Source organism: Massilia polaris (assembly GCF_012927275.1).
In the GTDB taxonomy this organism is placed as follows: Bacteria; Pseudomonadota; Gammaproteobacteria; order Burkholderiales; family Burkholderiaceae_D; genus Telluria_A; species Telluria_A polaris.
On sequence record NZ_JABBGG010000002.1, the window covers coordinates 68843 to 87621 of the forward strand.

Genomic DNA, 18779 nt, shown 5'->3' on the forward strand with positions numbered 1-18779 from the left:
CCCGCCTACCGAATCGGCCTCATGCAAAATCCAACTCCACCTGCCCGCAGAATCACCATCCTTGGCGCCGGCGCCTGGGGAACCGCCGTTGCCATCGCGCTCGCCGCGCGCCACGACGTGCTGCTGTGGGCGCGCAATCCCGCGATGGCCGAAGCGACCCGCGCCGCGGGTGAAAATACCGAATACCTGCCCGGCTTTCCGCTGCCTGCGGGCTTGAATGTCAGTTCCGACCTGAATGCCGCGCTGGCCCACGTCGGCGGGCCGGACGCCGGCGAAGCGCCGCTGCTGATCGCGGCCTGCCCGGTGGCGGGCCTGCGTCCGCTGCTGGAGCAGCTCAAGCCGTATCCGATTCCAAATATCGTCTGGCTGTGCAAGGGCTTTGAAGGCGGCACCGGCTTGCTGCCGCACCAGGTGATGCAGGAAGTGCTGGGCGACCGTGTTGCGGGCGCTGCATTATCGGGCCCATCGTTTGCCCAGGAAGTGGCGCGCGGTTTGCCGTGCGCGCTGACCGTGGCGTCCGAATCGCGCGAGTTGCGCGAGCGCGTGGTGTCGATCGTTCACGGCGGCAGTATCCGCGTGTATTCCTGCGACGACCTGGTCGGCGTGGAAGTCGGCGGTGCGGTCAAGAATGTGCTGGCGATTGCTACTGGCGTTGCGGACGGGCTGGGGCTCGGCCTGAATGCCCGCGCGGCATTGATTACGCGCGGACTGGCGGAGATTACCCGTCTTGGCGTCGCCTTGGGTGGACACGCGTCGACCTTCATGGGGCTGACGGGGATGGGCGACCTGATCCTCACCTGTACCGGCGACCTGTCGCGCAACCGTCGGGTCGGCCTGGCGCTGGCGCAGGGCAAGGCGCTCGATACCATCGTGGCGGAGCTGGGCCATGTGGCGGAAGGCGTGCCGTGCGCCAAGGCAGTGCGCGAACTGGCGAGCAAGCTGGGCGTGGATATGCCGATCACCAATGCGGTGGCGGGCGTGCTGTTTGATGGCGATACGCCGCTCGATACGCTGGCGCAATTGCTGGCGCGCGATCCGCGCGGCGAGGTAGCGTAGCGCAGCCCAAAGTCGGCTACTGTTTGATCACCTTCGACTCGGTCGAACCGTTCTTCAGCAAAATCGTCAGCAACGCCACCGAATCCACTTTCGCCTGCACCGAGTGCGGCACGCCACCCAGCAGGAACAGCATCTCACCCGGCAGGAGCACGGTACTGCCTCCGTGAGCATTGCAGACGATCTCGCCTTCCAGGCATTGCAGCGTCATTTCACCCTCGACCATGTGCTCAGGCATCGCTCGCTCTTTCGGCAGCACCAGCCTGATCAATTCCATGTTGTCGGTCTTGGCCAGCGCCACCGAGGTGAAGTGGGCGATATCGTCATCGCCCCGCTGCAGTGGAATGCACTCGCCCGAGGCTGCGTGTTGTAAAGCCATGTCTGCTCCTGTCAGTCCGTTGCCGTCGCGACCTCCACGCTGCGCAGCCAGTTGACGAGCGCCGAGGCATCCTTGAATGCGCGCGCCAGCTGGGGCACCAGTTTGTCGGGTGCATTCAGCTCCAGCTTGACCTCGGTCCACACGAAGAAGCTCTTCAGCTTCAGGTATTCGATGTGCGGGTGCCCGGGGTCAAAGCCTTTCGGCGGCCGTTTCAGCTTGTCTTCATCCGGCAGGTCGCCGTAAGTGGCGCGCAGTTGTTTATTCTTCAGCAATTTGGCAAAACCTGTCGCATCGTTGACCACGTTTTCGCGGATCGCGCGCAGCCGGTCGGCCGGGGGCAGGTATTCGCCCGCGCCAATCCCCAGGGTGCCGTCGCCTTCAATGTGGAAATAGTAGGTCGACCCGCCGCCGGCGCTGGGCCGGCGCTTGTCGTTGGGCGTGATGCCGGCCGAGAAGCGCGTCTTGTACGGGCTCCGGTCGTTCGAGAAGCGGATGTCGCGGTTGATCCGGAACATCGCTTTTTTCGGGTTGCAGTCGGCGACCAGCGGGTCGAACCTGGCCAGCTCGCGAATCAGTTCGGTGACGACGTCGAGGAATTCCGCGCGCAGGATGTCGTAGCGCGGCTTGTTCATGATGAACCAGGGTCGGTTGTTGTTTTCGCTCAGTTCGGTAAGGAATTGCGTCAGGTCGCGCAGGTGCATCGGTCAGTCCGGTAGAAGGTGAAATGGGATTATTGCGCACGCGGACGCTTGCCGACGGTTACGTTCACCGTCGCTTCGCGGTCCTTGCGCATCACCGTCATTTTAGCCTTCTGTCCCGGGGCGAGCCGGGCAATCATGTTCAGCATGTCGGCGGTGGTGGCCACCTTCTGTCCTTCGACCACCAGCAGGATGTCGCCCGGCTTGATGCCAGCCTGGTCGGCCGGCCCGCCGCGCACGACACCAGCGATGATGGCGCCGCTGTCGCGCGCCAGGCCGAAGCTGGCGGCCAGTTCGGGCGTGATGTCCTGCGATTCGATGCCGATCCAGCCGCGCACCACCTGGCCGGTCTTGATGATCGACTCCATCACGTCCTTGGCGGTGGTGACCGGAATGGCGAAGCCGATGCCGACCGAGCCGCCGGTCTGCGAGTAGATCGCCGTGTTGATGCCGAGCAGGTTGCCGTTGGTGTCGACCAGCGCGCCGCCCGAGTTGCCGAAGTTGATGGCGGCGTCGGTCTGGATGAAATTCTCGAACTGGTTGATGTTCAGGTTGTTGCGGCCGAGCGCCGAAACGATACCCATGGTGACGGTCTGTCCTACTCCGAACGGATTGCCGATCGCCAATACCACGTCGCCAACCTTGGCCTGTTCCGCGTGCCCGAGCACCATCACCGGCAGGTCTTCCGCTTCGATGCGGATGACGGCCAGGTCGGTTTCCGGATCGGTGCCGATGACCCGCGCGGCAGCCTTGCGGCCGTCCGCCAGCACCACCTGGATTTCGTCGGCCGCCTCGATGACGTGGTTGTTGGTAAGGATGTAGCCGTCAGGACTGACGATGACGCCAGAGCCGAGGCTGCTCAGGGGCTCGTCCTCCGGCAGGCGGTCGCCGAAGAAGCGCCGGAAGAACGGGTCGCGCATCAGCGGATGGTTCTGGCGCAGGGCCTTGGTGGTGAGGATGTTGACCACCGCCGGCATCGCGCGCTCGGCGGCCCTGCGGTAACTGCCTGAGGCCGGCAGCGCCGGCGCCTGCAGCACCGAGGCGGTATCGGCGACCGTTTGCACGCGCGTGCCGATTCCGCTGCGGCCAAGCCAGCCCGGCCGCATGGTGACCACCACGAAATAGACGGCGAGCGCTATCGTGACAGCCTGCGCAAACAACAACCAGAATCGACGCATCAGATACCGCCTCTTTGCCGCTTAGATAATGGTGCGGCCCGATGGTTTCAAGGAATCGCGAATCTCGCGCAGCAGCAGCACTTCTTCGACGTCAACAGCGGCAGCCACCAGTTCCGGCGCGCGCAGGCGGTTCATCATGCGGATCATCTGGAAGATGATGAACGCCAGGATGACAAAGTTCAGCAGCACGGTCAGGAAATTGCCGTAGGCGATGACGGCGCCGAGTTTCTTGGCTTCGACCAGGGTCAGGTCCATGCTCTGGCTGTTCAGCGGCAAATAGTAATTGGCGAAGTCGAGACCGCCGAACAGGCGCCCGATCGGCGGCATGATGATGTCCTGCACCAGCGAATCGACGATCTTGGCAAACGCGGCGCCAATAATCACGCCGACCGCCAGGTCGACCACGTTGCCCTTCATCGCGAACAGCTTGAACTCGCTCATCATCGACATTTCAGCTCCCTGGTTAGCGTGGCAATCCACATATCAATAATACATCTCATGCCTGAGCAGGGATACGGCCGTCAGCGAGGCCAACAGGCGTACGCGAAAATACGGGATTTCTATCCATATTTGCCGCCAAAACGACGCTAAACGGGCCGCTATGCCGGCCCAGCGCGCTTTTTTCTTCAATTCGCTTGCCGCTTCCCTTATAATTTAAGGTTGCTAGAAGTTCCAAATAGCTTTTTATAAGATTCGAATTTTGACTGATTGGGGTTGGTATGAGTAACGAAAAGCAGGTCGATCCGGGCCGACGCGGCGTGCTCGTCGCTACGTGCGCGGCGGGCGGTGTTGTCGGTTTAGCCACGGCGGGAGCCTTGGTAAGCACATTCCAGCCGTCGGAGCGTGCGAAAGCCGCCGGCGCGCCGGTAGAGGTAGACGTGGCCGGCATGCAGCCTGGCCAGATGCAAACCGTGGAATGGCGCGGCAAGCCGGTCTGGATCCTGAAGCGTTCGCCAGAAATGGTGGAATCGCTGAAGAAGACCGAAGGCGAGCTGGCGGACCCGAACTCGGAACGCACCCCGGACGCCCTGACCCCTGAATATGCACGTAACCCGCACCGCTCGATCGAGCCTGAATTCCTGGTTGCTGTCGGCATCTGCTCGCATCTGGGCTGCTCGCCAACCTCGAAGTTCGCGGAAGGCGCACAGCCTAACCTGCCGGACAACTGGGCGGGCGGTTTCCTGTGCCCATGCCACGGTTCGACCTTCGACCTGGCCGGCCGTGTCTTCAAGAACAAGCCTGCACCGGACAACCTCGAAGTGCCACGTCACATGTTTGTCGGCGACAAGCTGATCATCGGTAAAGACGCGAAAGGCGACGCATAATCATGGCTTTTAAAGAAACGAAATTCCCTGCCGACGCACCGGCCGCTGAAAAAGCGCTGGGCTGGGTGGACGACCGCTTCCCGCTGACCAAGCTGTGGAACGACCAGTGGGGCAAGTACTACGCTCCGAAAAACTTCAACTTCTGGTACATCTTCGGCTCGCTGGCGATGCTGGTGCTGGTGCTGCAGATCGTCACCGGCATCTTCCTGACCATGCACTACAAGCCTGACGCCAACCTGGCGTTCGGCTCGGTCGAGTACATCATGCGCGAAGTGCCGTGGGGCTGGCTGGTGCGCTACATGCACTCGACCGGCGCGTCGGCGTTCTTCATCATCGTCTACCTGCACATGACCCGCGGCCTGCTGTACGGCTCGTACCGCAAGCCACGCGAGCTGGTCTGGCTGTTCGGCTTCGCGATCTTCCTGATGCTGATGGCGGAAGCGTTCTTCGGCTACCTGCTGCCATGGGGCCAGATGTCGTACTGGGGCGCACAAGTGATCGTCAACCTGTTCGGCGCGATTCCGCTGATCGGCCCTGACCTGTCGCTGTGGATCCGCGGCGACTACGTTGTCGGCGACGCTACCCTGAACCGCTTCTTCGCCTTCCACGTGATCGCGATCCCGCTGGTCCTGCTGGGCCTGGTTGCCGCCCACCTGATCGCGCTGCACGAAGTCGGCTCGAACAATCCTGACGGCATCGAAATCAAGGAAAACCTGGGCCCGGACGGCCATCCGGTCGACGGCATCCCGTCGCACCCGTACTACACGGTGCACGACCTGTTCGGCGTATCGGTGTTCCTGACGATCTTCAGCGCGGTGGTGTTCTTCGCGCCCGAGATGGGCGGCTACTTCCTCGAGTACAACAACTTCATCCCGGCCGACTCGCTGAAGACCCCGGCGCACATCGCCCCGACCTGGTACTTCACGCCGTTCTATTCGGTACTGCGCGCCACCACCGCCGACTTCATGTACGTGCTGATGGCTGCGGTCGCCGCCTACGTCGTGTTCATCTGGCTGAAATCGCGCCTGTCGTTCAAGACCAAGGCCATCATCGCCGTGGTCGCCCTGGTCGCGATCATCGGCATGCTGCCAGCGGTGCTGGATGCGAAGTTCTGGGGCGTTGTCCTGTTCGGTTCGTCCGTGATGATTATCGCGGCGCTGCCTTGGCTGGATCATTCCCCGGTCAAGTCGATCCGCTATCGTCCTGACTGGCACAAGTATGTGTACATCGTGTTCGGTATCTCGTTCGTCACCCTGGGCTACCTCGGCACCCAGCTGCCGACCGACATCTTCACCTTGATCTCGCAAGTGTGCACGCTACTGTACTTCAGCTTCTTCCTGCTGATGCCATGGTGGAGCTCGATGGGCACGTTCAAGACCGTGCCAAATCGTGTGACGTTCCATCCGCATTAATTGACGACATCACAGAAAGCGCAAAGGACATTACATGATTTTTTCTAAGAAACTGATCGCTATCCTGGCATTGCTGCCGGGCCTGGCACTGGCAGCCTCGGGCGGCCACCCGCTCGACAAGGCGCCGGAACGCGCCAGCCTGACGTCGCTGCAGAATGGCGCCAAGCTGTTCGTCAACTACTGCCTGAACTGTCACTCGGCATCGTCGATGCGCTACAACCGCCTGCGCGACCTCGGCCTGTCGGAAGAGCAGATCAAGGCCAACCTGCTGTTTTCGCAGGACAAGGTCGGCGCCCTGATGACGACGGCGCTGCGTCCGGAAGATGCGAAAGCATGGTTCGGCGTGGTACCGCCTGACCTGTCGGTGATCGCCCGTGCAAAAGCGTCGCCAGCCGGCACCGGCAGCGACTACCTGTACACTTACCTGCGCACCTTCTACAAGGATGACACCCGTCCGACCGGCTGGAATAACATGGTGGTGCCGAACGTCGCGATGCCGCACGTAATGTGGCAGATGCAAGGCGTGCGTACGGTCAAGATGGTTGATGAGAAAGATCCGCATGATCCAAGCAAGACTGTGCACAAGTTTGCCGGTTTTGAGCAGGTCACCCCTGGTTCGATGAGCGCGACCGAGTTCGACACCGCGACCGCCGACCTGGTGGCTTACCTGGGCTGGATGGCCGAACCTGCACAGAACACCCGCAAGCGCCTCGGCGTCTGGGTGCTGCTGTTCATGTCGACCTTCGCCCTGCTGGCATGGCTGCTGTCCAAGTCGTACTGGAAAGAAGTTAAGTAAGTCGTTCATTGCCCGCAGTTTTGCGGGCAATCATTTTCCGGGGTGATCCGCTTGTCGTTTCACCCCTTTGTTTCTAAGGAACTATAAACATGATGGTTCTCTACTCGGGCACTACCTGCCCATTCTCGCAACGCTGCCGCCTGGTCCTGTTCGAAAAAGGCATGGACTTTGAAGTGCGCGATGTCGACCTGTTCAACAAGCCGGAAGATATTTCGACGATGAACCCGTACGGCCAGGTGCCGATCCTGGTCGAACGTGAACTGATCCTGTACGAATCGAACATCATCAACGAATACATCGACGAGCGCTTCCCGCATCCGCAGCTGATGCCGGCTGACCCGCTGATGCGCGCACGCGCGCGCCTGATGCTGTTCAACTTCGAGAAAGAGCTGTTCGTCCACGTGCACGTGCTGGAAAGCGAACGCGCCAAGGCCAACGACAAGAGCCACGACAAGGCACGCGCGGAAATCCGCGACCGCTTGACCACGCTCGCGCCGCTGTTCCTGAAGAACAAGTACATGCTGGGCGACGAGTTCTCGATGCTCGACGTGGCGATCGCGCCGCTGCTGTGGCGCCTGGATCACTACGGCATCGAACTGTCGAAGACCGCAGCGCCGCTGATGAAATATGCCGAGCGCATCTTCTCGCGTCCTGCGTACATTGAAGCGCTGACGCCGTCCGAAAAGGTCATGCGCCGTTAATTGCAGCACCCCGCTACGCGCCAGCTCGCGACGTCTCGCCGCGAATCGCAGTACACTGGCGTGTAGCTTCCAGTATCCTTTCCCACATCACATGCCTGAAATCTCAACCAAGCCCTACATGCTGCGCGCCATCTACGAGTGGTGCACCGATAGCGGCTTCACGCCCTACCTCGCGGTCAAGGTCGACGCGGCCACCACGGTACCGATGGAATACGTCAAGAAGGGCGAAATCGTCCTCAACATCAGCTACGGCGCGACCTCCAGCCTGAAGATGGACAACGAGGCGATCCAGTTCCGCGCGCGTTTCGGCGGCGTGTCACGCGAGATCTACGTGCCTGTGCACAACGTGCTGGCCATTTACGCCAATGAAAATGGCCAGGGCATGGCGTTTGAAGTCGCCGCGGCGGGCGCTGAAACGCATTCGCCAGCCGCCAGTGCGCCGGATGCCGGACCAGTGCCATCGTCGGCGCAGGCAAGTCCGGGATTGTCTGCGGTGCCGAGTGCGGTGCCGGAAATTGCGGCCGCCGCGCTGTCGCAAAATCCCGACGACAACAACGAGCCACCCAAAAAAGGCGGCCGCCCGACCCTCACGCGGATCAAATAAGCTATAATCTGCGCCGAGTAAAAGTTTCGCCGGCTTAGCTCATTTGGTAGAGCAGTTGATTTGTAATCATCAGGTGGCCAGTTCGAAACCGGCAGTCGGCACCAGTATAATCAAGCACTTAGCCCAGCCCTCACCGGCTGGGCTTTTTGTTTTTAGTCCTAAGTAATGACTTGCTCCACAACTACTTCCTCGCCTTGCGGGCTGCCTTGACGCCATCGAGCCAGTCCTGCGCCCCTCGCCTGAAAGCCGCGTCGATGTCGTCTTGCGGTAGCGAGTAGACGGTCGCCCACGCCGCACGGCCGTCTGCTGTGTTGGTCGGGAAATCCTCGCGTTCGATCGGCCAGTTGTATTTTCTTATCAGCGCCCTGATGACTGTGGCCAGGGACGCCTTGCGATAAGCGAAGATGCTTTCGAAGCCGGTCATGTCCTCCGATGAAAGCAGCACCGCGAGAACGTGGGCACGGATACTGGTGGGGCCTTTCGGGTACTTCGGGATATTTGGCATCGGTGGACTTTGCGCGTTTGGCTGAGTGTCCAGCATCTTAACGTTAGCGGGAACACGAGGGATGGATTCGATCTCATCGCGTGAACAATGCGCGGCAGAGTCCACCGCTAAAAGCGCCCAATTGCGCACTTCATTCCGTCAAAAATGCAGTTCATCGCAATCCGGTGGTTGACGGAAGGCCCCCTGTCTATAGTTCACTCAACGCAACGAACTAAACACACAGGAGCCTCAAATGAACATCGCAAAAAACATGGAAGCCATCTTCCTCGCCGCAGTCGCCCTCGCATCGGCCACCTCGTTCGCAACGGCTTCGACGCCGGTGCAGCGCATCGATCCGCCAGCCTTGACCCAGGCTGCTGCCGACGCCAGCATGACCGTCGTCACCATCACCGGCAAGCGCCTGACCGCGGCCGAAAAAGCAGCACTGGCCGGCTAAGCCAGCACCACCACTCGCAAGGAGATAACGAATATGAACAAATTCCTCGGCATGGCGCTCACCGCTGCAGCCCTTTCCCTTCCAGCCGCCTCTGCTGTTGCCGACGAACTGGTCAGCGAGACGCGCGCGATCGATGCACGCATCGTGAAGGTCAAGCTGGATGGCGTTATCAACCTGCGTGTGAAGCAAGGCGCCACGCCATCGCTGACCTTGTACGGCGAGAAGCGCCACCTGGCGAAAGTGAAAACCGATTTGAGTGGCGACACCCTGCGCATCGACAGCGATGAAGGTGGGTGGAAATTCACCAACGAGAAGCACGAAGTGCGCGTCGAACTAACCTTGCCGAACCTGAACGAATTCACGTCGGAAGGTGTCGGCACGACAGAAGTCACCGGATTTACCGGCGAGAAGATTTCCCTCGCACTCGACGGTGCCGGCTCGGTCAAAGTCAACAGCAACTACAAGAACATCAGCTCGCGCCTGGGCGGCGTTGGCAGCATGACCCTGAACGCTGGATCAAGCGACTTGGTCGACCTGAACATGCGCGGCGCCGGCAGTATCACCATCAACGGCAATAGCCGCATGCTGCGTGCGAAGCTGGGCGGCGTAGGCAGCCTGGACGCGAAGGGCTTGCAGTCGGACACCGTCGACCTCGACATGACCGGCCTCGGCGGCGCGACGGTCTACGCCAGGAACGCGGCAAGCCTGCGCCTGAGCGGACTGGGCTCGGCGACCGTGTACGGCAACCCGGCGAGCCGCAACGCCACCGCACGCGGACTGGGGAATGTGTCCTGGAAATAAACCAGTAGGCCCAAGCGCAAAAGCCGCCTTCAATGAAGGCGGCTTTGTTGTTCGTGACGGCTTACTTTTTGATGGCGATGGCGTTCTTGACTGACTTCACACCCTCAATGTCGCGCACCAGCCGTTCCGCTTTCTGCACATGCTCAGGCACCGCGACGAAACCGCTGAGCTGCACCGTTCCCTTGTAGGTATCGACCTGGATCTCGGTGGCCTTGAGCTCCGGGTCGGCGACCAGCGCGCCCTTGACCTTGGCCGTAATGACGGTGTCATCGATATATTGGCCAGTGCCCACCCGTTTTTCGGTCGGTGCGCAGCCAAGCAGTGTGAGTATCATCAGGGCGGACAAGAAAGCGCTAAAGCGGCGTGCGAGTGTCATGGCTATGCTCCAGGTTCGAGGGTGGGGTCTTCCTCATTGTGGCGCGCGCCGACAGGGCCCGTTTGATGCTGGACAAACGTGGCAGGCAGCTCTTTGGCAACCGGCTTGGGCGCGAAGTTGCGGTTGACAATGTCGCGTCCGATCACCAGCCGCATGTTGGCCGGTTTGACGCTGCCCGCCTCGACAGCAACCGCGTTGCCGAAGCTCTCGGCAAGGCGTCCGGCCGCCTCGCGGAACGGTGGCTGGTATTCGACCCGCGTCTGGCGCACGTCGAACGGACGCTGGTTCGACAGGCGCACGACGCGCAGCGTGTCCGGATCCATCATCGCCGACAGGGCCTTGGCCATGCCCCTGACGCCATTGCCGTTGCGAATTTCGAGCAGCGCCTTTTCCGGCGCCGCGCTTGCCGGCAGCGGCGCCGGCGTGTCCTCCGGGCGCGCAAGCGTGGCGGCCGGAATCCGGCGCAGCTCGAACATGCCATTGGCAAGCTGGCGCACTTCGGTCGCCGCCCATGCGTCCTCGGCGCGCGGGCTGGCGTTGACAGCCTTTTCGATGGCGGGTGCGACGGCGCGCTGCGCCAGCGCGTAGTCGGCCTTGAAGTCATGCTCGCGCAGCGCGGCCGCCTGCTGGTACATCAGCTGCGCGCGCTCGGGCTGGCCCAGCTTGTCCAGCGCGCTGCCGAGGTGATTCCAGGCGCGGTAATTGAGCGGGTCGAGCACGCAGGCTTTCTCCAGCGCCGACAGGGCGTTGTCGTATTCGCCGTTGAGGAAGTACGCATAGCCGAGGTTACTGAACAGGAAGGCGGTTTCCGGCCCTGCCTTGCCATCCACTTCTTGCGTCAGCCGTTGCCAGATCGGGATCGCCTTGGCGAACTCGCCCTGTTCCGCATACAGCGTCGCCAGCCCGTTGCGCGCGTTGACTTGGCCCGGATCGGCCTTCAACGCCGTCATGTACGATGCGGTCGCTGCCTCGAAGCGGCGCGCCATGTGCAGGCTTCGCCCCAGCACGTAGGCCTCGCTGGCCGAAGCCGATGCCGACGCCGGCCGCTGCTCGTTGGGAATCGGACGATGTCCGAGATCGGCGCACGCGGCAAACAGGGATGCGCCGGCGCATACCGTCGTCAAACGCTTCAGTTTCGTTTTCATCGCATTCTCCTTCTCGACTTCATTGGCCTGCGCCAGTCATCGCAGGCAGGGCGCGGGCAATCTGGATTCCGGCGGGCCCGATCAGGACCATCAGCAAGGTGGGAAAGATAAAGAAGATCAGCGGGAACAGCAGCTTGAGGCCGATCTTGGCGGCCGTCTCCTCGGCGACCATGCGCCGCTTGGTGCGCAGGTTGTCCGAGTGGACGCGCAACGAGTCGCCCATGCTGGTGCCGAAGCGCTCCGACTGGATCAGCATCGCGACCAGCGTATCGACGTCTTCCACGCCACTGCGCAGCGCGAAATTGCGCAGCGCTTTCTCCTTGGTGAAGCCGGCCCGCATCTCCATCAGTACCAGCTGCAGCTCCTGGGCCAGTGTGACGCTTTTAATGTGGATCTCGCCGGCGACCTTGATCAGGGCGCGTTCGAGGCTCAGGCCCGCCTCGACGCAAACCGTCAGCAGGTCGAGCGCATCGGGAATCGTTTCGAAAATCTCGCGCTGGCGGCGCGATGCGATCTGGCGCAGGATGACGTTGGGCAGGTAGTAGCCGATCGCCGCCACCAGGAGAAGCAGGAGCAGCAGGCGCTGCCCCGGCATCGCCCTTCCCGAGATCGCGAGCATCAGCGCAACCGCACTGGGGAACAACAGCGCCAGCACCGATTTCGATGCGAAGTACAGGGTCGCCGCGGCCGGGTTGCGCCAGCCGGCATTCATGAAGCGTGTGCGCAGGCTCGATTTCTCCCAGCCATCCTCGGGCAGCGACAGCCTCGAAAATGGCTGCGCCACCTTGGCCGCCTTCTCGACCCAGCCGCCGGTTTCGAGCGCGCTCGGCTCCGTCTTGCCCATGAAGGTGTCGAGCCGGATGCGCAAATACCCCGGCGAGAAAATGACCATGGCCAGCAGCGCCAGGCCGCAGACGATGCCGAAGACGATGGTCAGGAATATGATTTGCGGGCCGGTCATGTGCTTCCCCTTAAATGCGGATGTGGATCACGCGGCGCAGCCACAGGACCCCGATCAGGATCATTCCAGCGCCGTACCAGAGCAGCTTGATGCCCGTCGGGTCGGTCCACAGCAGGCTGACATAGTGCGGGCTGGTCATCGACATCAGGATGATGACGATGAACGGCAGCAGGCCGAGGATCCAGGCCGACATCCTGCCTTCGGATGACAGCACGCGCACCTGCGCGATCAGCTTGAGCCGCTCGCGGATGATGTGGCTGATGTTATGGAGGATTTCGGCCAGGTTGCCGCCCGACTCGCGCTGGATCAGCACCGCGATGACGAGATAGCGAAGGTCGGTCAGCGGAATGCGGTCGGCCAGGTTGTGCAGCGCTTCGTTAAGCGGCACGCCGTAGTTGATCTCTTCGTGCGCCGCGCGGAACTCGCCGCACAGCGGCTCCGGAAGCTCCGAGCCGACCATCTGCAGCACGTTGGTGAACGAGTGGCCGGACCGCAGCGCGCGCGCGATGAAGTCAGCGGCTTCCGGAAGCTGCTGCTCGATCTTGATCAGCCTTTGCCGACGCGCGCGGCGCAGCATCGCGTACGGAATGCTGGTCAGGAGCGCAATAATGACAAGCTTCGCCAACAGCGGCACCTCCCACATCTGCACCATGACAAGCCCGGACAGCGTCATGGCGACCGACGCGGCCAGGAACTGCGAAACCGACCAGCGCACGCCGGCCTGCAGGATCAGCCGGTCGATCGCATTCGCGAGCCGCATCTTGTGCAGCATCTTGTCGACGCCGTCGTTCTTGCTGTAGCGGCGCTGCTTGAGGATCGACACGTCGCCGTGCCCGCCTTCGACGCCGCCTGACATCAGGCGCAGCCGGCGCGAGATGCGCTGCGCCTCGCTGCCATGGGTGCTGTTCCACCACAGGTAGGCGCCTTCCACCAGGAGGATCACTGCGGCGAACAGCAGTACCGCGAAACCGTAATAGATTGAGTCCATGCTGGCTCCCGCCGGTTATTCGTAGACGCGCGATGGATCGAACGCGGAATCGGGCACCGGCGCGCCGAACATGCGCAGCCGTTCGGCGAAACGCGGCCGCACGCCGGTGGCGCAGAACTGTCCGAGCACCTTGCCGTCGGCCGCGACGCCGGTCTGCTCGAAGCGGAAGATCTCCTGCATCGCGAGGATCTCTCCTTCCATGCCGGTGATCTCCTGCATGCTGACCAGTTTGCGCGCGCCGTCGGTCAGGCGCGTCACCTGAAGCACCACCGTCACCGCCGAACAAATCTGCTGGCGCACCGCGCGCGGGGTCAGCGTGACGCCAGCCATGCCGACCATGTTCTCCAGCCGCGACAGCGCGTCGCGCGGCGTGTTCGAGTGGATGGTGGCGAGCGAACCTTCGTGGCCGGTGTTCATCGCCTGCAGCATGTCGAGCGCTTCGGCGCCGCGCACCTCGCCCAGGATGATGCGGTCCGGACGCATGCGCAGTGCGTTGCGCACCAGCGCGCGCTGCGTCACTTCGCCTTTGCCTTCGATATTCGACGGACGCGTTTCGAGGCGGACGACGTGCGGCTGGCGCAGCTGCAGTTCGGCGGCGTCTTCAATCGTCACGATCCGCTCGTTGGCAGGGATGAAGCCGGAGATCAGGTTCAGCAGCGTGGTCTTGCCGCTGCCGGTGCCGCCCGAGATCAGGATGTTGATCTTGGCCTGGCCGAGCGACTCGAGCACCTGCACCATCGGCGGCGTCAGGCTTTTGTAGTCGAGCAAGTTCTGCACCGACAGCGGCGTCGACGAAAAGCGCCGGATCGACAGGATCGGCCCGTCCACAGCCAGGGGAGGAATGATGGCGTTGACGCGCGAGCCGTCCGGCAGGCGCGCATCGACCATCGGACTCGACTCGTCGACGCGCCGGCCGACGCGCGAAACGATCTTCTCGATGATCTTCATCAGGTGGGCGTTGTCGTGGAAGGTCACCTCGGTCAGCTCGAGCTTGCCGCGCCGTTCGATGTAGACCTTGGCGTGCGTGTTGACCAGGATGTCCGAGATGGTCGCGTCGTTCAGCAGCGGTTCGAGCGGGCCGAAGCCGAGCATTTCGTGCTGGATGTCGAGCACCAGGTTGTGGCGCTCGTTCTGGTTCAGGACGATCCGCTCTTCCTCGATGATGCGCTGGATAAGCAGCGCCAGTTCGTGTTTGAACTGCTCGGTGGTCAGGCGCTTCAGGCGCTCCAGGTCGATCCGGTCGAGGATCATCTGGTGCATCGACTTCTTCAGGTCCTGGTATGCGTGGTTGGCCGGCTCGGCGACCAGGGGCGCGGCCAGTGTCTTGGCTTCGTCGGTTGTTGACAGGCGTTCGCGCAGGGTCATGACAGTCTCCGTAATCTCAGGCGTCGGTGTCGGCGCGGCCGAACAGGCGGTCGAACAGGCCTTTGTTGGCTTCCGGGGCGCGCCGCGCCGTGACCAGTTCGACCAGGTCGGCCAGGCTGCGCGCGACCGCGCTGGAGCGCGACAGCTCGAGCACCGGCACGCCCTGGTTCACCGAGTCGGTCGCGGCGACGTAGTCGTTGGGGATGGTATGCATGACGTCCGCGCCGAGGGCGTTCTGCAGGTCCTGCAGGCGCAGCTTGCCGCCCTTCTCGTAGCGGTTGACGATCAGGCGGGTCTGGTCGACCGGGTAGCCGAGCGAGCGGAAGATGTCGAGCAGGCGGCGCGCATCGCGGATGTCGGGCAGCGCCAGCTGCAGCACCGGGTGGATGGTGTCCGCGTTGTCGAGCGCGCGCAGCGAGATGGCGTCGATCTGGCGGCCGACGTCGAGCACGATGTAATCGTAATGCTGGCGCGCCACGCGCAGGATGGTGTCCATATGTTCCGGCTTCAGGTCGACCGCGTGGGTTGGGTCGTCGGCCGCCGCGAGGATGCCGAAGCCCGGCGTGACGTGCACCAGGCACGAGTCGAGGAAGGGGCCGTCGATGCGCGCGATCTGGCTGCACACGTCCGACAGCGTCATCGCCGGCTTCTGGTCCGAGACGTACAGCGTGGCGTCGCCGAACTGGCCGTGCAGGTCGATCAGCAGCACTTTTTTTTCCGCCAGCGTGGCGAGCGCGTAGCCGAAATTGGTCGAGATGAAGGTCGCGCCGCTGCCGCCTTTGCACGAGATGAAGGCGAGTACCTTCCCGTCGCGCATGTCGGTGACGCCGACCGCTTGCGCGACCCGGTCCATCGCTTCATGGAAGGCGCGGTGCACCAGCGGCAGCTGCAGCACTTCGCGCACGCCGGCGCGCATCGCGCGGATCAGCAGGTCCTGGTGATGGTCGCGCGTGAGCAGCATGAAGCAGGAGGATTGATAATGCTTGGCCAGGCGCTCGAGCAGGTCGCTGTCCTGGATGTCCGGGTCAGTGGCGTCGATGATGACCACGCCGGGATTGTCGGGCATCAGTCGGTCGAGCGCCTCGCGCAGGCTGGCGCGGCTGGCCGCCAGGCTGATAGGCGGCACGCGCGCCGTCCCCTGGGACGCGATTTCCGCGTGCAGATCGCTGTCGCGGGTGATGATCAACGCTTTCATGGCATTCCTCTGCTCAAAATCGCACGCCGTTTATGGGGATGAAATGGCGACGCTTGGCATGCGGCCCAGCGACCCGATCGGCGAAATGGTGGTAAATCTGGGGAACGTGATCGAGCCCGGCACGAAGCTGTCCAGGCCGGTCATGGTGGTGTAAGGAATCAGCGAGCAGCTTTCCGCTCCGCCAACGCACAAGCGGACCCGGACGAAGCGAACGCAGCTCGTACCGTTCGGGTTGGCGGTGCAGTTGACCAGGTTCTCGGCTGCGCTTCCCGGCATCGCGGCAACAGGCGTTTCGGCGTCGGAGCGGAGGTAGTCGATCGCCAGGTGCGCATCGGTGACGTCGCCGGCCAGCGGCAGCCTGGTGGAGTCGAACATCGCATGGCTGCGAATGGCATTGATGGATGCGGCATCGAATGCGCTCACCGCGGCGGCCCGGGCGGCGCGCCGTGTCACCTCCGTCATCGTATTCCACAGGAACAGCGCGCGCGACAGCTCCATGATCGCGACGATGTACGTGAAGAAGACCAACACGAACATGGCGAACTCGACGGCCGCAAAGCCGCGCTGGGCGCCGTGCATGACAAAACGAGGACGGGGACGGGGACGGGGACGGGGCATGACGGCAGTCCTAGTTCTGGTAGATTGCGTCCGAGCTTGCGGAGAAGGTCCAGCTGGAGGCATACGTGTCTGGCAGCCAGGGGCCGGTGTCTTGCCAGAATGCGTCTATCAGCGTGAAATCAGCGTCAACGCGCACGTCCTCCACGGCGATCGCGGCGTTGCAATTACCGCCGTTATTGCAACGAACGCCAATAACCAGATCTTCCGGCGGTTTGATTCCTGCCTCGGCGATGGCATTTTCGACGATGTCCCTGGCGCGCACCTGGGCCAGCGCCATTCCTGCCGGCGTAATCATCTCGACGCGCGGCACTGTGGCCATGTAATTGGCCGCATCCTGCGTGGCTTGCTTGATCACGCTGTAGTGGTAGAAGACGCGGGAAAACAAGAACACCACCGGCAGCAGGAAACCTGAAAAGACCAGGATGAGCGCCAGTTCGACCGCAGCCGCTCCGCGCTGCCGGCGGCGTTGGAAGCCTTGGAAATATGCGTTCATTGGAATAGCCCCACTGTCGCCGCCAGCTCGGCATCGGGTGCCAGCCCCCCGAACTCGCCGTACACGGCGGAGGCGCTGGCGTCGGCCCGCGAGCTCATGAAAAAGCGGCCGATTGCCAGCACCTTTGCCGAGCTGCCGGCCACGGGGCATTCCAGCACAGGGATATTGAGCACGCGCCGCAGCGGAAGAAACACGACAGGCGGTGCTGCACGGTGGGGTGCGTTGTTGCTCGCGTATGGACTGGCCAGCGTATCAGCATGTGTGCTTATCACTTCCGTACCCGATCCGACCGGGTACAGGAACTTCCAGTCCGCCATGAGGAACGGCGCGCCCACGCCATCAGGTGCGCCGCTGTCATACTTGACGGCCTTGGAAAACGCCCACAACGGCCCGTAACTCGCCTTGGTAATCCCGACGACCGCACTGGACTGGTCGGCAATCGTCAGCTTCGCCCCCCCGATGTCATGCGGCTCCGCGCTGCTGTTGATGGCGCCCGTGGAATTCATCCACCATCCGAAATACCATGCGCGGTATTCCTTGATGTTGCGGTCGGGAGGGGCCGGCACCCTGTTGCAACTCGAACCCGTGTAATCGGAGAAGCGGGAATTGAGTTCAGTGGCGAGCGCCGGAGGGAACGGATTGGCGACATACACCATGGCTCCGCTGCGCAGGTTACTTGTCGCGATCGAACCGCTGCAGACGAACGGCCTTGCCACGGCAAGCGAGCGGTTATTCGCATCCTCGGGCCGGTTCGGAAAATCCAGCGGATTGACCAGGTAGCTGACAGGGTTGCTGCCATGCGGGTTCAGGTTCAGCAGGTTGTAGCTGACGCCACGCCGGAATCCGTAGTGCAGCAGCTCCTTTTCAACCACTGCGCCCTTTACAACATCGCGCGTGGACACCTGGGTATTGTTAACCGCGCAGACGGCCAGCGGCGTCACCTGGACCCCGGTTCGTCCGGCGATCGCGCGTGCCGCAATCGTCATCTGCTCCATCGCGCTGCCAAGCACGCGCGCGAAAATAACATCGACCTGGCCCTGTTCACCCAGCTCGCGCGTATCGACCTTTGCGTAGTACATATTGGCCGCAATGGCGGCGTTGACGGAACCAGCCGCCAGCCAGTCGCCGTCCGGCTTAGCTGGATCGTCGCTGAAGCGCAGCGCGGTGTCGGTCCATACGATCGCCCTGCCAAGGCTGTATTTGTGGCGCTGGGCGACCGTGCGCGCTTGCGTTTTGGCCGCCTCGATGCCGGCCATCGTGCCATCCAGCGCGCGCGCCGCGGCCAGCGCGGCAGCATCGGCGACACTCTGCATCTCGGTACGGCGCGTGTAGGCGAACGACAGGTCGAGCGCCAGCCCCGTGAAGCCGATGATCGGAATCAGCAAAACCGCATACATCACGGCCACCGACCCGCGCCGGCGGCGAACAGATGGATGCATGTGGCGAGCGGTTTTCATTTTGTCGTGCTGCCGATCATCAAGGTCGCTGGCGCGGCCGATGGCTCCTGCGACGCTTCCCCGCTCTCGTACTTCTTGTGCGCCGTCATCGCGGCGCGGCCATCCATGCCGCCGACCGGCTTGGTGTTGCGCGCGGCCGCCGGGTTGATCACCTGGGCCGCGAAAGCGCTGCGCACCGAGTTGCCGAAGCTGCTGTCCCAGCGCGGGGTGGTTTCGGCGCACGCGGCCAGGGTGGCGGCCAGCGCCAGCAGCGGCAAGCTGCGCGAGATGCTGCAAAGTCGGGTATCCATGGC

Annotated in this window: 23 protein-coding genes and 1 tRNA gene; 9 read left to right on the plus strand and 15 right to left on the minus strand. The window is 62.8% G+C overall.

The genetic code is table 11. The features are described from left to right. Positions 1–21: 21 nt before the first annotated feature. Positions 22–1056, plus strand: coding sequence for an NAD(P)H-dependent glycerol-3-phosphate dehydrogenase (locus HHL21_RS04105; RefSeq protein ID WP_169464003.1), 1035 nt, complete (start codon positions 22–24; stop codon positions 1054–1056). Positions 1057–1072: 16 nt separating this feature from the next. Here HHL21_RS04105 and HHL21_RS04110 read toward each other — a convergent pair whose 3' ends face one another. The 4 genes from HHL21_RS04110 to mscL are packed head-to-tail and all read right to left on the minus strand — an operon-like array spanning position 1073 to position 3758. Further along, a complete protein-coding gene (locus HHL21_RS04110; protein WP_169464004.1) occupies positions 1073–1432 on the minus strand; it encodes a cupin domain-containing protein in 360 nt (119 codons plus the stop codon). A gap of 11 nt (positions 1433–1443) precedes the next feature. Next, complete coding sequence (locus tag HHL21_RS04115) at positions 1444–2133, minus strand: DUF2461 domain-containing protein (protein ID WP_169464005.1); 690 nt, start codon at positions 2131–2133, stop codon at positions 1444–1446. 29 nt (positions 2134–2162) lie between these two features. Continuing rightward, positions 2163–3308, minus strand: coding sequence for a Do family serine endopeptidase (locus tag HHL21_RS04120; protein ID WP_169464006.1), 1146 nt, complete (start codon positions 3306–3308; stop codon positions 2163–2165). Between the two features lie 21 nt (positions 3309–3329). Then, positions 3330–3758, minus strand: a complete 429-nt coding sequence (mscL, locus tag HHL21_RS04125; protein WP_169464007.1) for a large conductance mechanosensitive channel protein MscL — start codon at positions 3756–3758, stop codon at positions 3330–3332. Between the two features lie 269 nt (positions 3759–4027). Here mscL and petA point away from each other — a divergent pair, with 269 nt between their 5' ends. The 6 genes from petA to HHL21_RS04155 all read left to right on the plus strand — a co-directional run bounded on the left by petA (position 4028) and on the right by HHL21_RS04155 (position 8250). Beyond that, a complete protein-coding gene (gene petA, locus HHL21_RS04130) occupies positions 4028–4633 on the plus strand; it encodes a ubiquinol-cytochrome c reductase iron-sulfur subunit (RefSeq protein ID WP_169464008.1) in 606 nt (201 codons plus the stop codon). Next, positions 4633–6045 carry a cytochrome b gene (locus HHL21_RS04135; RefSeq protein ID WP_169464384.1) on the plus strand — a complete coding sequence of 471 codons (1413 nt, stop codon included), beginning with the start codon at positions 4633–4635 and terminating at the stop codon, positions 6043–6045. The genes petA and HHL21_RS04135 overlap by 1 nt, the downstream gene beginning before the upstream one ends. A gap of 34 nt (positions 6046–6079) precedes the next feature. Then, positions 6080–6841: a cytochrome c1 gene (locus tag HHL21_RS04140; protein WP_169464009.1), complete on the plus strand. Its 762-nt coding sequence runs from the start codon at positions 6080–6082 to the stop codon at positions 6839–6841. A gap of 89 nt (positions 6842–6930) precedes the next feature. Then, complete coding sequence (locus HHL21_RS04145; protein ID WP_131424820.1) at positions 6931–7542, plus strand: glutathione S-transferase N-terminal domain-containing protein; 612 nt, start codon at positions 6931–6933, stop codon at positions 7540–7542. Between the two features lie 91 nt (positions 7543–7633). Further along, on the plus strand, positions 7634–8146 hold the full coding sequence (locus tag HHL21_RS04150) for a ClpXP protease specificity-enhancing factor (protein WP_169464010.1): 513 nt from the start codon (positions 7634–7636) through the stop codon (positions 8144–8146). Between the two features lie 28 nt (positions 8147–8174). Then, a tRNA-Thr gene (locus tag HHL21_RS04155) sits at positions 8175–8250 on the plus strand. Positions 8251–8327: 77 nt separating this feature from the next. Here HHL21_RS04155 and HHL21_RS04160 read toward each other — a convergent pair. Continuing rightward, positions 8328–8651 (minus strand): hypothetical protein, encoded by a 324-nt coding sequence (locus HHL21_RS04160; protein ID WP_169464011.1) that lies wholly within the window; start codon positions 8649–8651, stop codon positions 8328–8330. 232 nt (positions 8652–8883) lie between these two features. On the opposite strand from HHL21_RS04160, the gene HHL21_RS04165 reads away from it, so the two are divergent. Then, on the plus strand, positions 8884–9087 hold the full coding sequence (locus HHL21_RS04165; RefSeq protein WP_169464012.1) for a hypothetical protein: 204 nt from the start codon (positions 8884–8886) through the stop codon (positions 9085–9087). 33 nt (positions 9088–9120) lie between these two features. After that, a complete protein-coding gene (locus HHL21_RS04170; protein WP_169464013.1) occupies positions 9121–9888 on the plus strand; it encodes a GIN domain-containing protein in 768 nt (255 codons plus the stop codon). 61 nt (positions 9889–9949) lie between these two features. Here HHL21_RS04170 and HHL21_RS04175 read toward each other — a convergent pair whose 3' ends face one another. Genes HHL21_RS04175 through HHL21_RS04220 form a run of 10 tightly spaced genes read right to left on the minus strand, consistent with a single transcriptional unit; the run spans position 9950 to position 18776 of the window. Then, positions 9950–10264 carry a BON domain-containing protein gene (locus HHL21_RS04175; protein WP_169464014.1) on the minus strand — a complete coding sequence of 105 codons (315 nt, stop codon included), beginning with the start codon at positions 10262–10264 and terminating at the stop codon, positions 9950–9952. Between the two features lie 2 nt (positions 10265–10266). Beyond that, positions 10267–11409, minus strand: coding sequence for a LytR C-terminal domain-containing protein (locus HHL21_RS04180; protein ID WP_169464015.1), 1143 nt, complete (start codon positions 11407–11409; stop codon positions 10267–10269). Between the two features lie 19 nt (positions 11410–11428). Then, positions 11429–12370 (minus strand): type II secretion system F family protein, encoded by a 942-nt coding sequence (locus HHL21_RS04185; RefSeq protein ID WP_169464016.1) that lies wholly within the window; start codon positions 12368–12370, stop codon positions 11429–11431. Positions 12371–12380: 10 nt separating this feature from the next. Next, complete coding sequence (locus HHL21_RS04190) at positions 12381–13358, minus strand: type II secretion system F family protein (RefSeq protein ID WP_169464017.1); 978 nt, start codon at positions 13356–13358, stop codon at positions 12381–12383. A gap of 15 nt (positions 13359–13373) precedes the next feature. Next, positions 13374–14723 (minus strand): TadA family conjugal transfer-associated ATPase, encoded by a 1350-nt coding sequence (locus HHL21_RS04195; RefSeq protein WP_169464018.1) that lies wholly within the window; start codon positions 14721–14723, stop codon positions 13374–13376. A gap of 16 nt (positions 14724–14739) precedes the next feature. Beyond that, positions 14740–15918 carry a CpaE/TadZ family protein gene (locus HHL21_RS04200; RefSeq protein ID WP_169464019.1) on the minus strand — a complete coding sequence of 393 codons (1179 nt, stop codon included), beginning with the start codon at positions 15916–15918 and terminating at the stop codon, positions 14740–14742. Between the two features lie 30 nt (positions 15919–15948). Then, the gene (locus tag HHL21_RS04205) at positions 15949–16536 is read right to left on the minus strand and encodes a TadE family protein (protein WP_169464020.1); all 588 of its coding nucleotides are present in this window, start codon (positions 16534–16536) and stop codon (positions 15949–15951) included. 10 nt (positions 16537–16546) lie between these two features. Next, entirely contained in the window at positions 16547–17029 is a 483-nt protein-coding gene (locus HHL21_RS04210) for a TadE/TadG family type IV pilus assembly protein (protein ID WP_169464021.1), read from the minus strand. Beyond that, complete coding sequence (locus tag HHL21_RS04215; RefSeq protein ID WP_169464022.1) at positions 17026–18468, minus strand: pilus assembly protein TadG-related protein; 1443 nt, start codon at positions 18466–18468, stop codon at positions 17026–17028. Before HHL21_RS04215 ends, HHL21_RS04210 begins: the two co-directional genes overlap by 4 nt. 14 nt (positions 18469–18482) lie before the next feature. Then, complete coding sequence (locus HHL21_RS04220; protein WP_206085586.1) at positions 18483–18776, minus strand: hypothetical protein; 294 nt, start codon at positions 18774–18776, stop codon at positions 18483–18485. Positions 18777–18779 lie beyond the last annotated feature (3 nt).

Excerpts from the sequence above, each read along its gene's own strand:
- HHL21_RS04105 (WP_169464003.1), top strand. The coding sequence starts at position 22 with ATGCAAAATCCAACTCCACCTGCCCGCAGAATCACCATCCTTGGCGCC.
- HHL21_RS04110 (WP_169464004.1), bottom strand. The coding sequence starts at position 1,432 with ATGGCTTTACAACACGCAGCCTCGGGCGAGTGCATTCCACTGCAGCGG.
- HHL21_RS04115 (WP_169464005.1), bottom strand. The coding sequence starts at position 2,133 with ATGCACCTGCGCGACCTGACGCAATTCCTTACCGAACTGAGCGAAAAC.
- HHL21_RS04120 (WP_169464006.1), bottom strand. The coding sequence starts at position 3,308 with ATGCGTCGATTCTGGTTGTTGTTTGCGCAGGCTGTCACGATAGCGCTC.
- mscL (WP_169464007.1), bottom strand. The coding sequence starts at position 3,758 with ATGTCGATGATGAGCGAGTTCAAGCTGTTCGCGATGAAGGGCAACGTG.
- petA (WP_169464008.1), top strand. The coding sequence starts at position 4,028 with ATGAGTAACGAAAAGCAGGTCGATCCGGGCCGACGCGGCGTGCTCGTC.
- HHL21_RS04140 (WP_169464009.1), top strand. The coding sequence starts at position 6,080 with ATGATTTTTTCTAAGAAACTGATCGCTATCCTGGCATTGCTGCCGGGC.
- HHL21_RS04145 (WP_131424820.1), top strand. The coding sequence starts at position 6,931 with ATGATGGTTCTCTACTCGGGCACTACCTGCCCATTCTCGCAACGCTGC.
- HHL21_RS04150 (WP_169464010.1), top strand. The coding sequence starts at position 7,634 with ATGCCTGAAATCTCAACCAAGCCCTACATGCTGCGCGCCATCTACGAG.
- HHL21_RS04160 (WP_169464011.1), bottom strand. The coding sequence starts at position 8,651 with ATGCCAAATATCCCGAAGTACCCGAAAGGCCCCACCAGTATCCGTGCC.
- HHL21_RS04165 (WP_169464012.1), top strand. The coding sequence starts at position 8,884 with ATGAACATCGCAAAAAACATGGAAGCCATCTTCCTCGCCGCAGTCGCC.
- HHL21_RS04170 (WP_169464013.1), top strand. The coding sequence starts at position 9,121 with ATGAACAAATTCCTCGGCATGGCGCTCACCGCTGCAGCCCTTTCCCTT.
- HHL21_RS04175 (WP_169464014.1), bottom strand. The coding sequence starts at position 10,264 with ATGACACTCGCACGCCGCTTTAGCGCTTTCTTGTCCGCCCTGATGATA.
- HHL21_RS04180 (WP_169464015.1), bottom strand. The coding sequence starts at position 11,409 with ATGAAAACGAAACTGAAGCGTTTGACGACGGTATGCGCCGGCGCATCC.
- HHL21_RS04185 (WP_169464016.1), bottom strand. The coding sequence starts at position 12,370 with ATGACCGGCCCGCAAATCATATTCCTGACCATCGTCTTCGGCATCGTC.
- HHL21_RS04190 (WP_169464017.1), bottom strand. The coding sequence starts at position 13,358 with ATGGACTCAATCTATTACGGTTTCGCGGTACTGCTGTTCGCCGCAGTG.
- HHL21_RS04195 (WP_169464018.1), bottom strand. The coding sequence starts at position 14,723 with ATGACCCTGCGCGAACGCCTGTCAACAACCGACGAAGCCAAGACACTG.
- HHL21_RS04200 (WP_169464019.1), bottom strand. The coding sequence starts at position 15,918 with ATGAAAGCGTTGATCATCACCCGCGACAGCGATCTGCACGCGGAAATC.
- HHL21_RS04205 (WP_169464020.1), bottom strand. The coding sequence starts at position 16,536 with ATGCCCCGTCCCCGTCCCCGTCCCCGTCCTCGTTTTGTCATGCACGGC.
- HHL21_RS04210 (WP_169464021.1), bottom strand. The coding sequence starts at position 17,029 with ATGAACGCATATTTCCAAGGCTTCCAACGCCGCCGGCAGCGCGGAGCG.
- HHL21_RS04215 (WP_169464022.1), bottom strand. The coding sequence starts at position 18,468 with ATGCATCCATCTGTTCGCCGCCGGCGCGGGTCGGTGGCCGTGATGTAT.
- HHL21_RS04220 (WP_206085586.1), bottom strand. The coding sequence starts at position 18,776 with ATGGATACCCGACTTTGCAGCATCTCGCGCAGCTTGCCGCTGCTGGCG.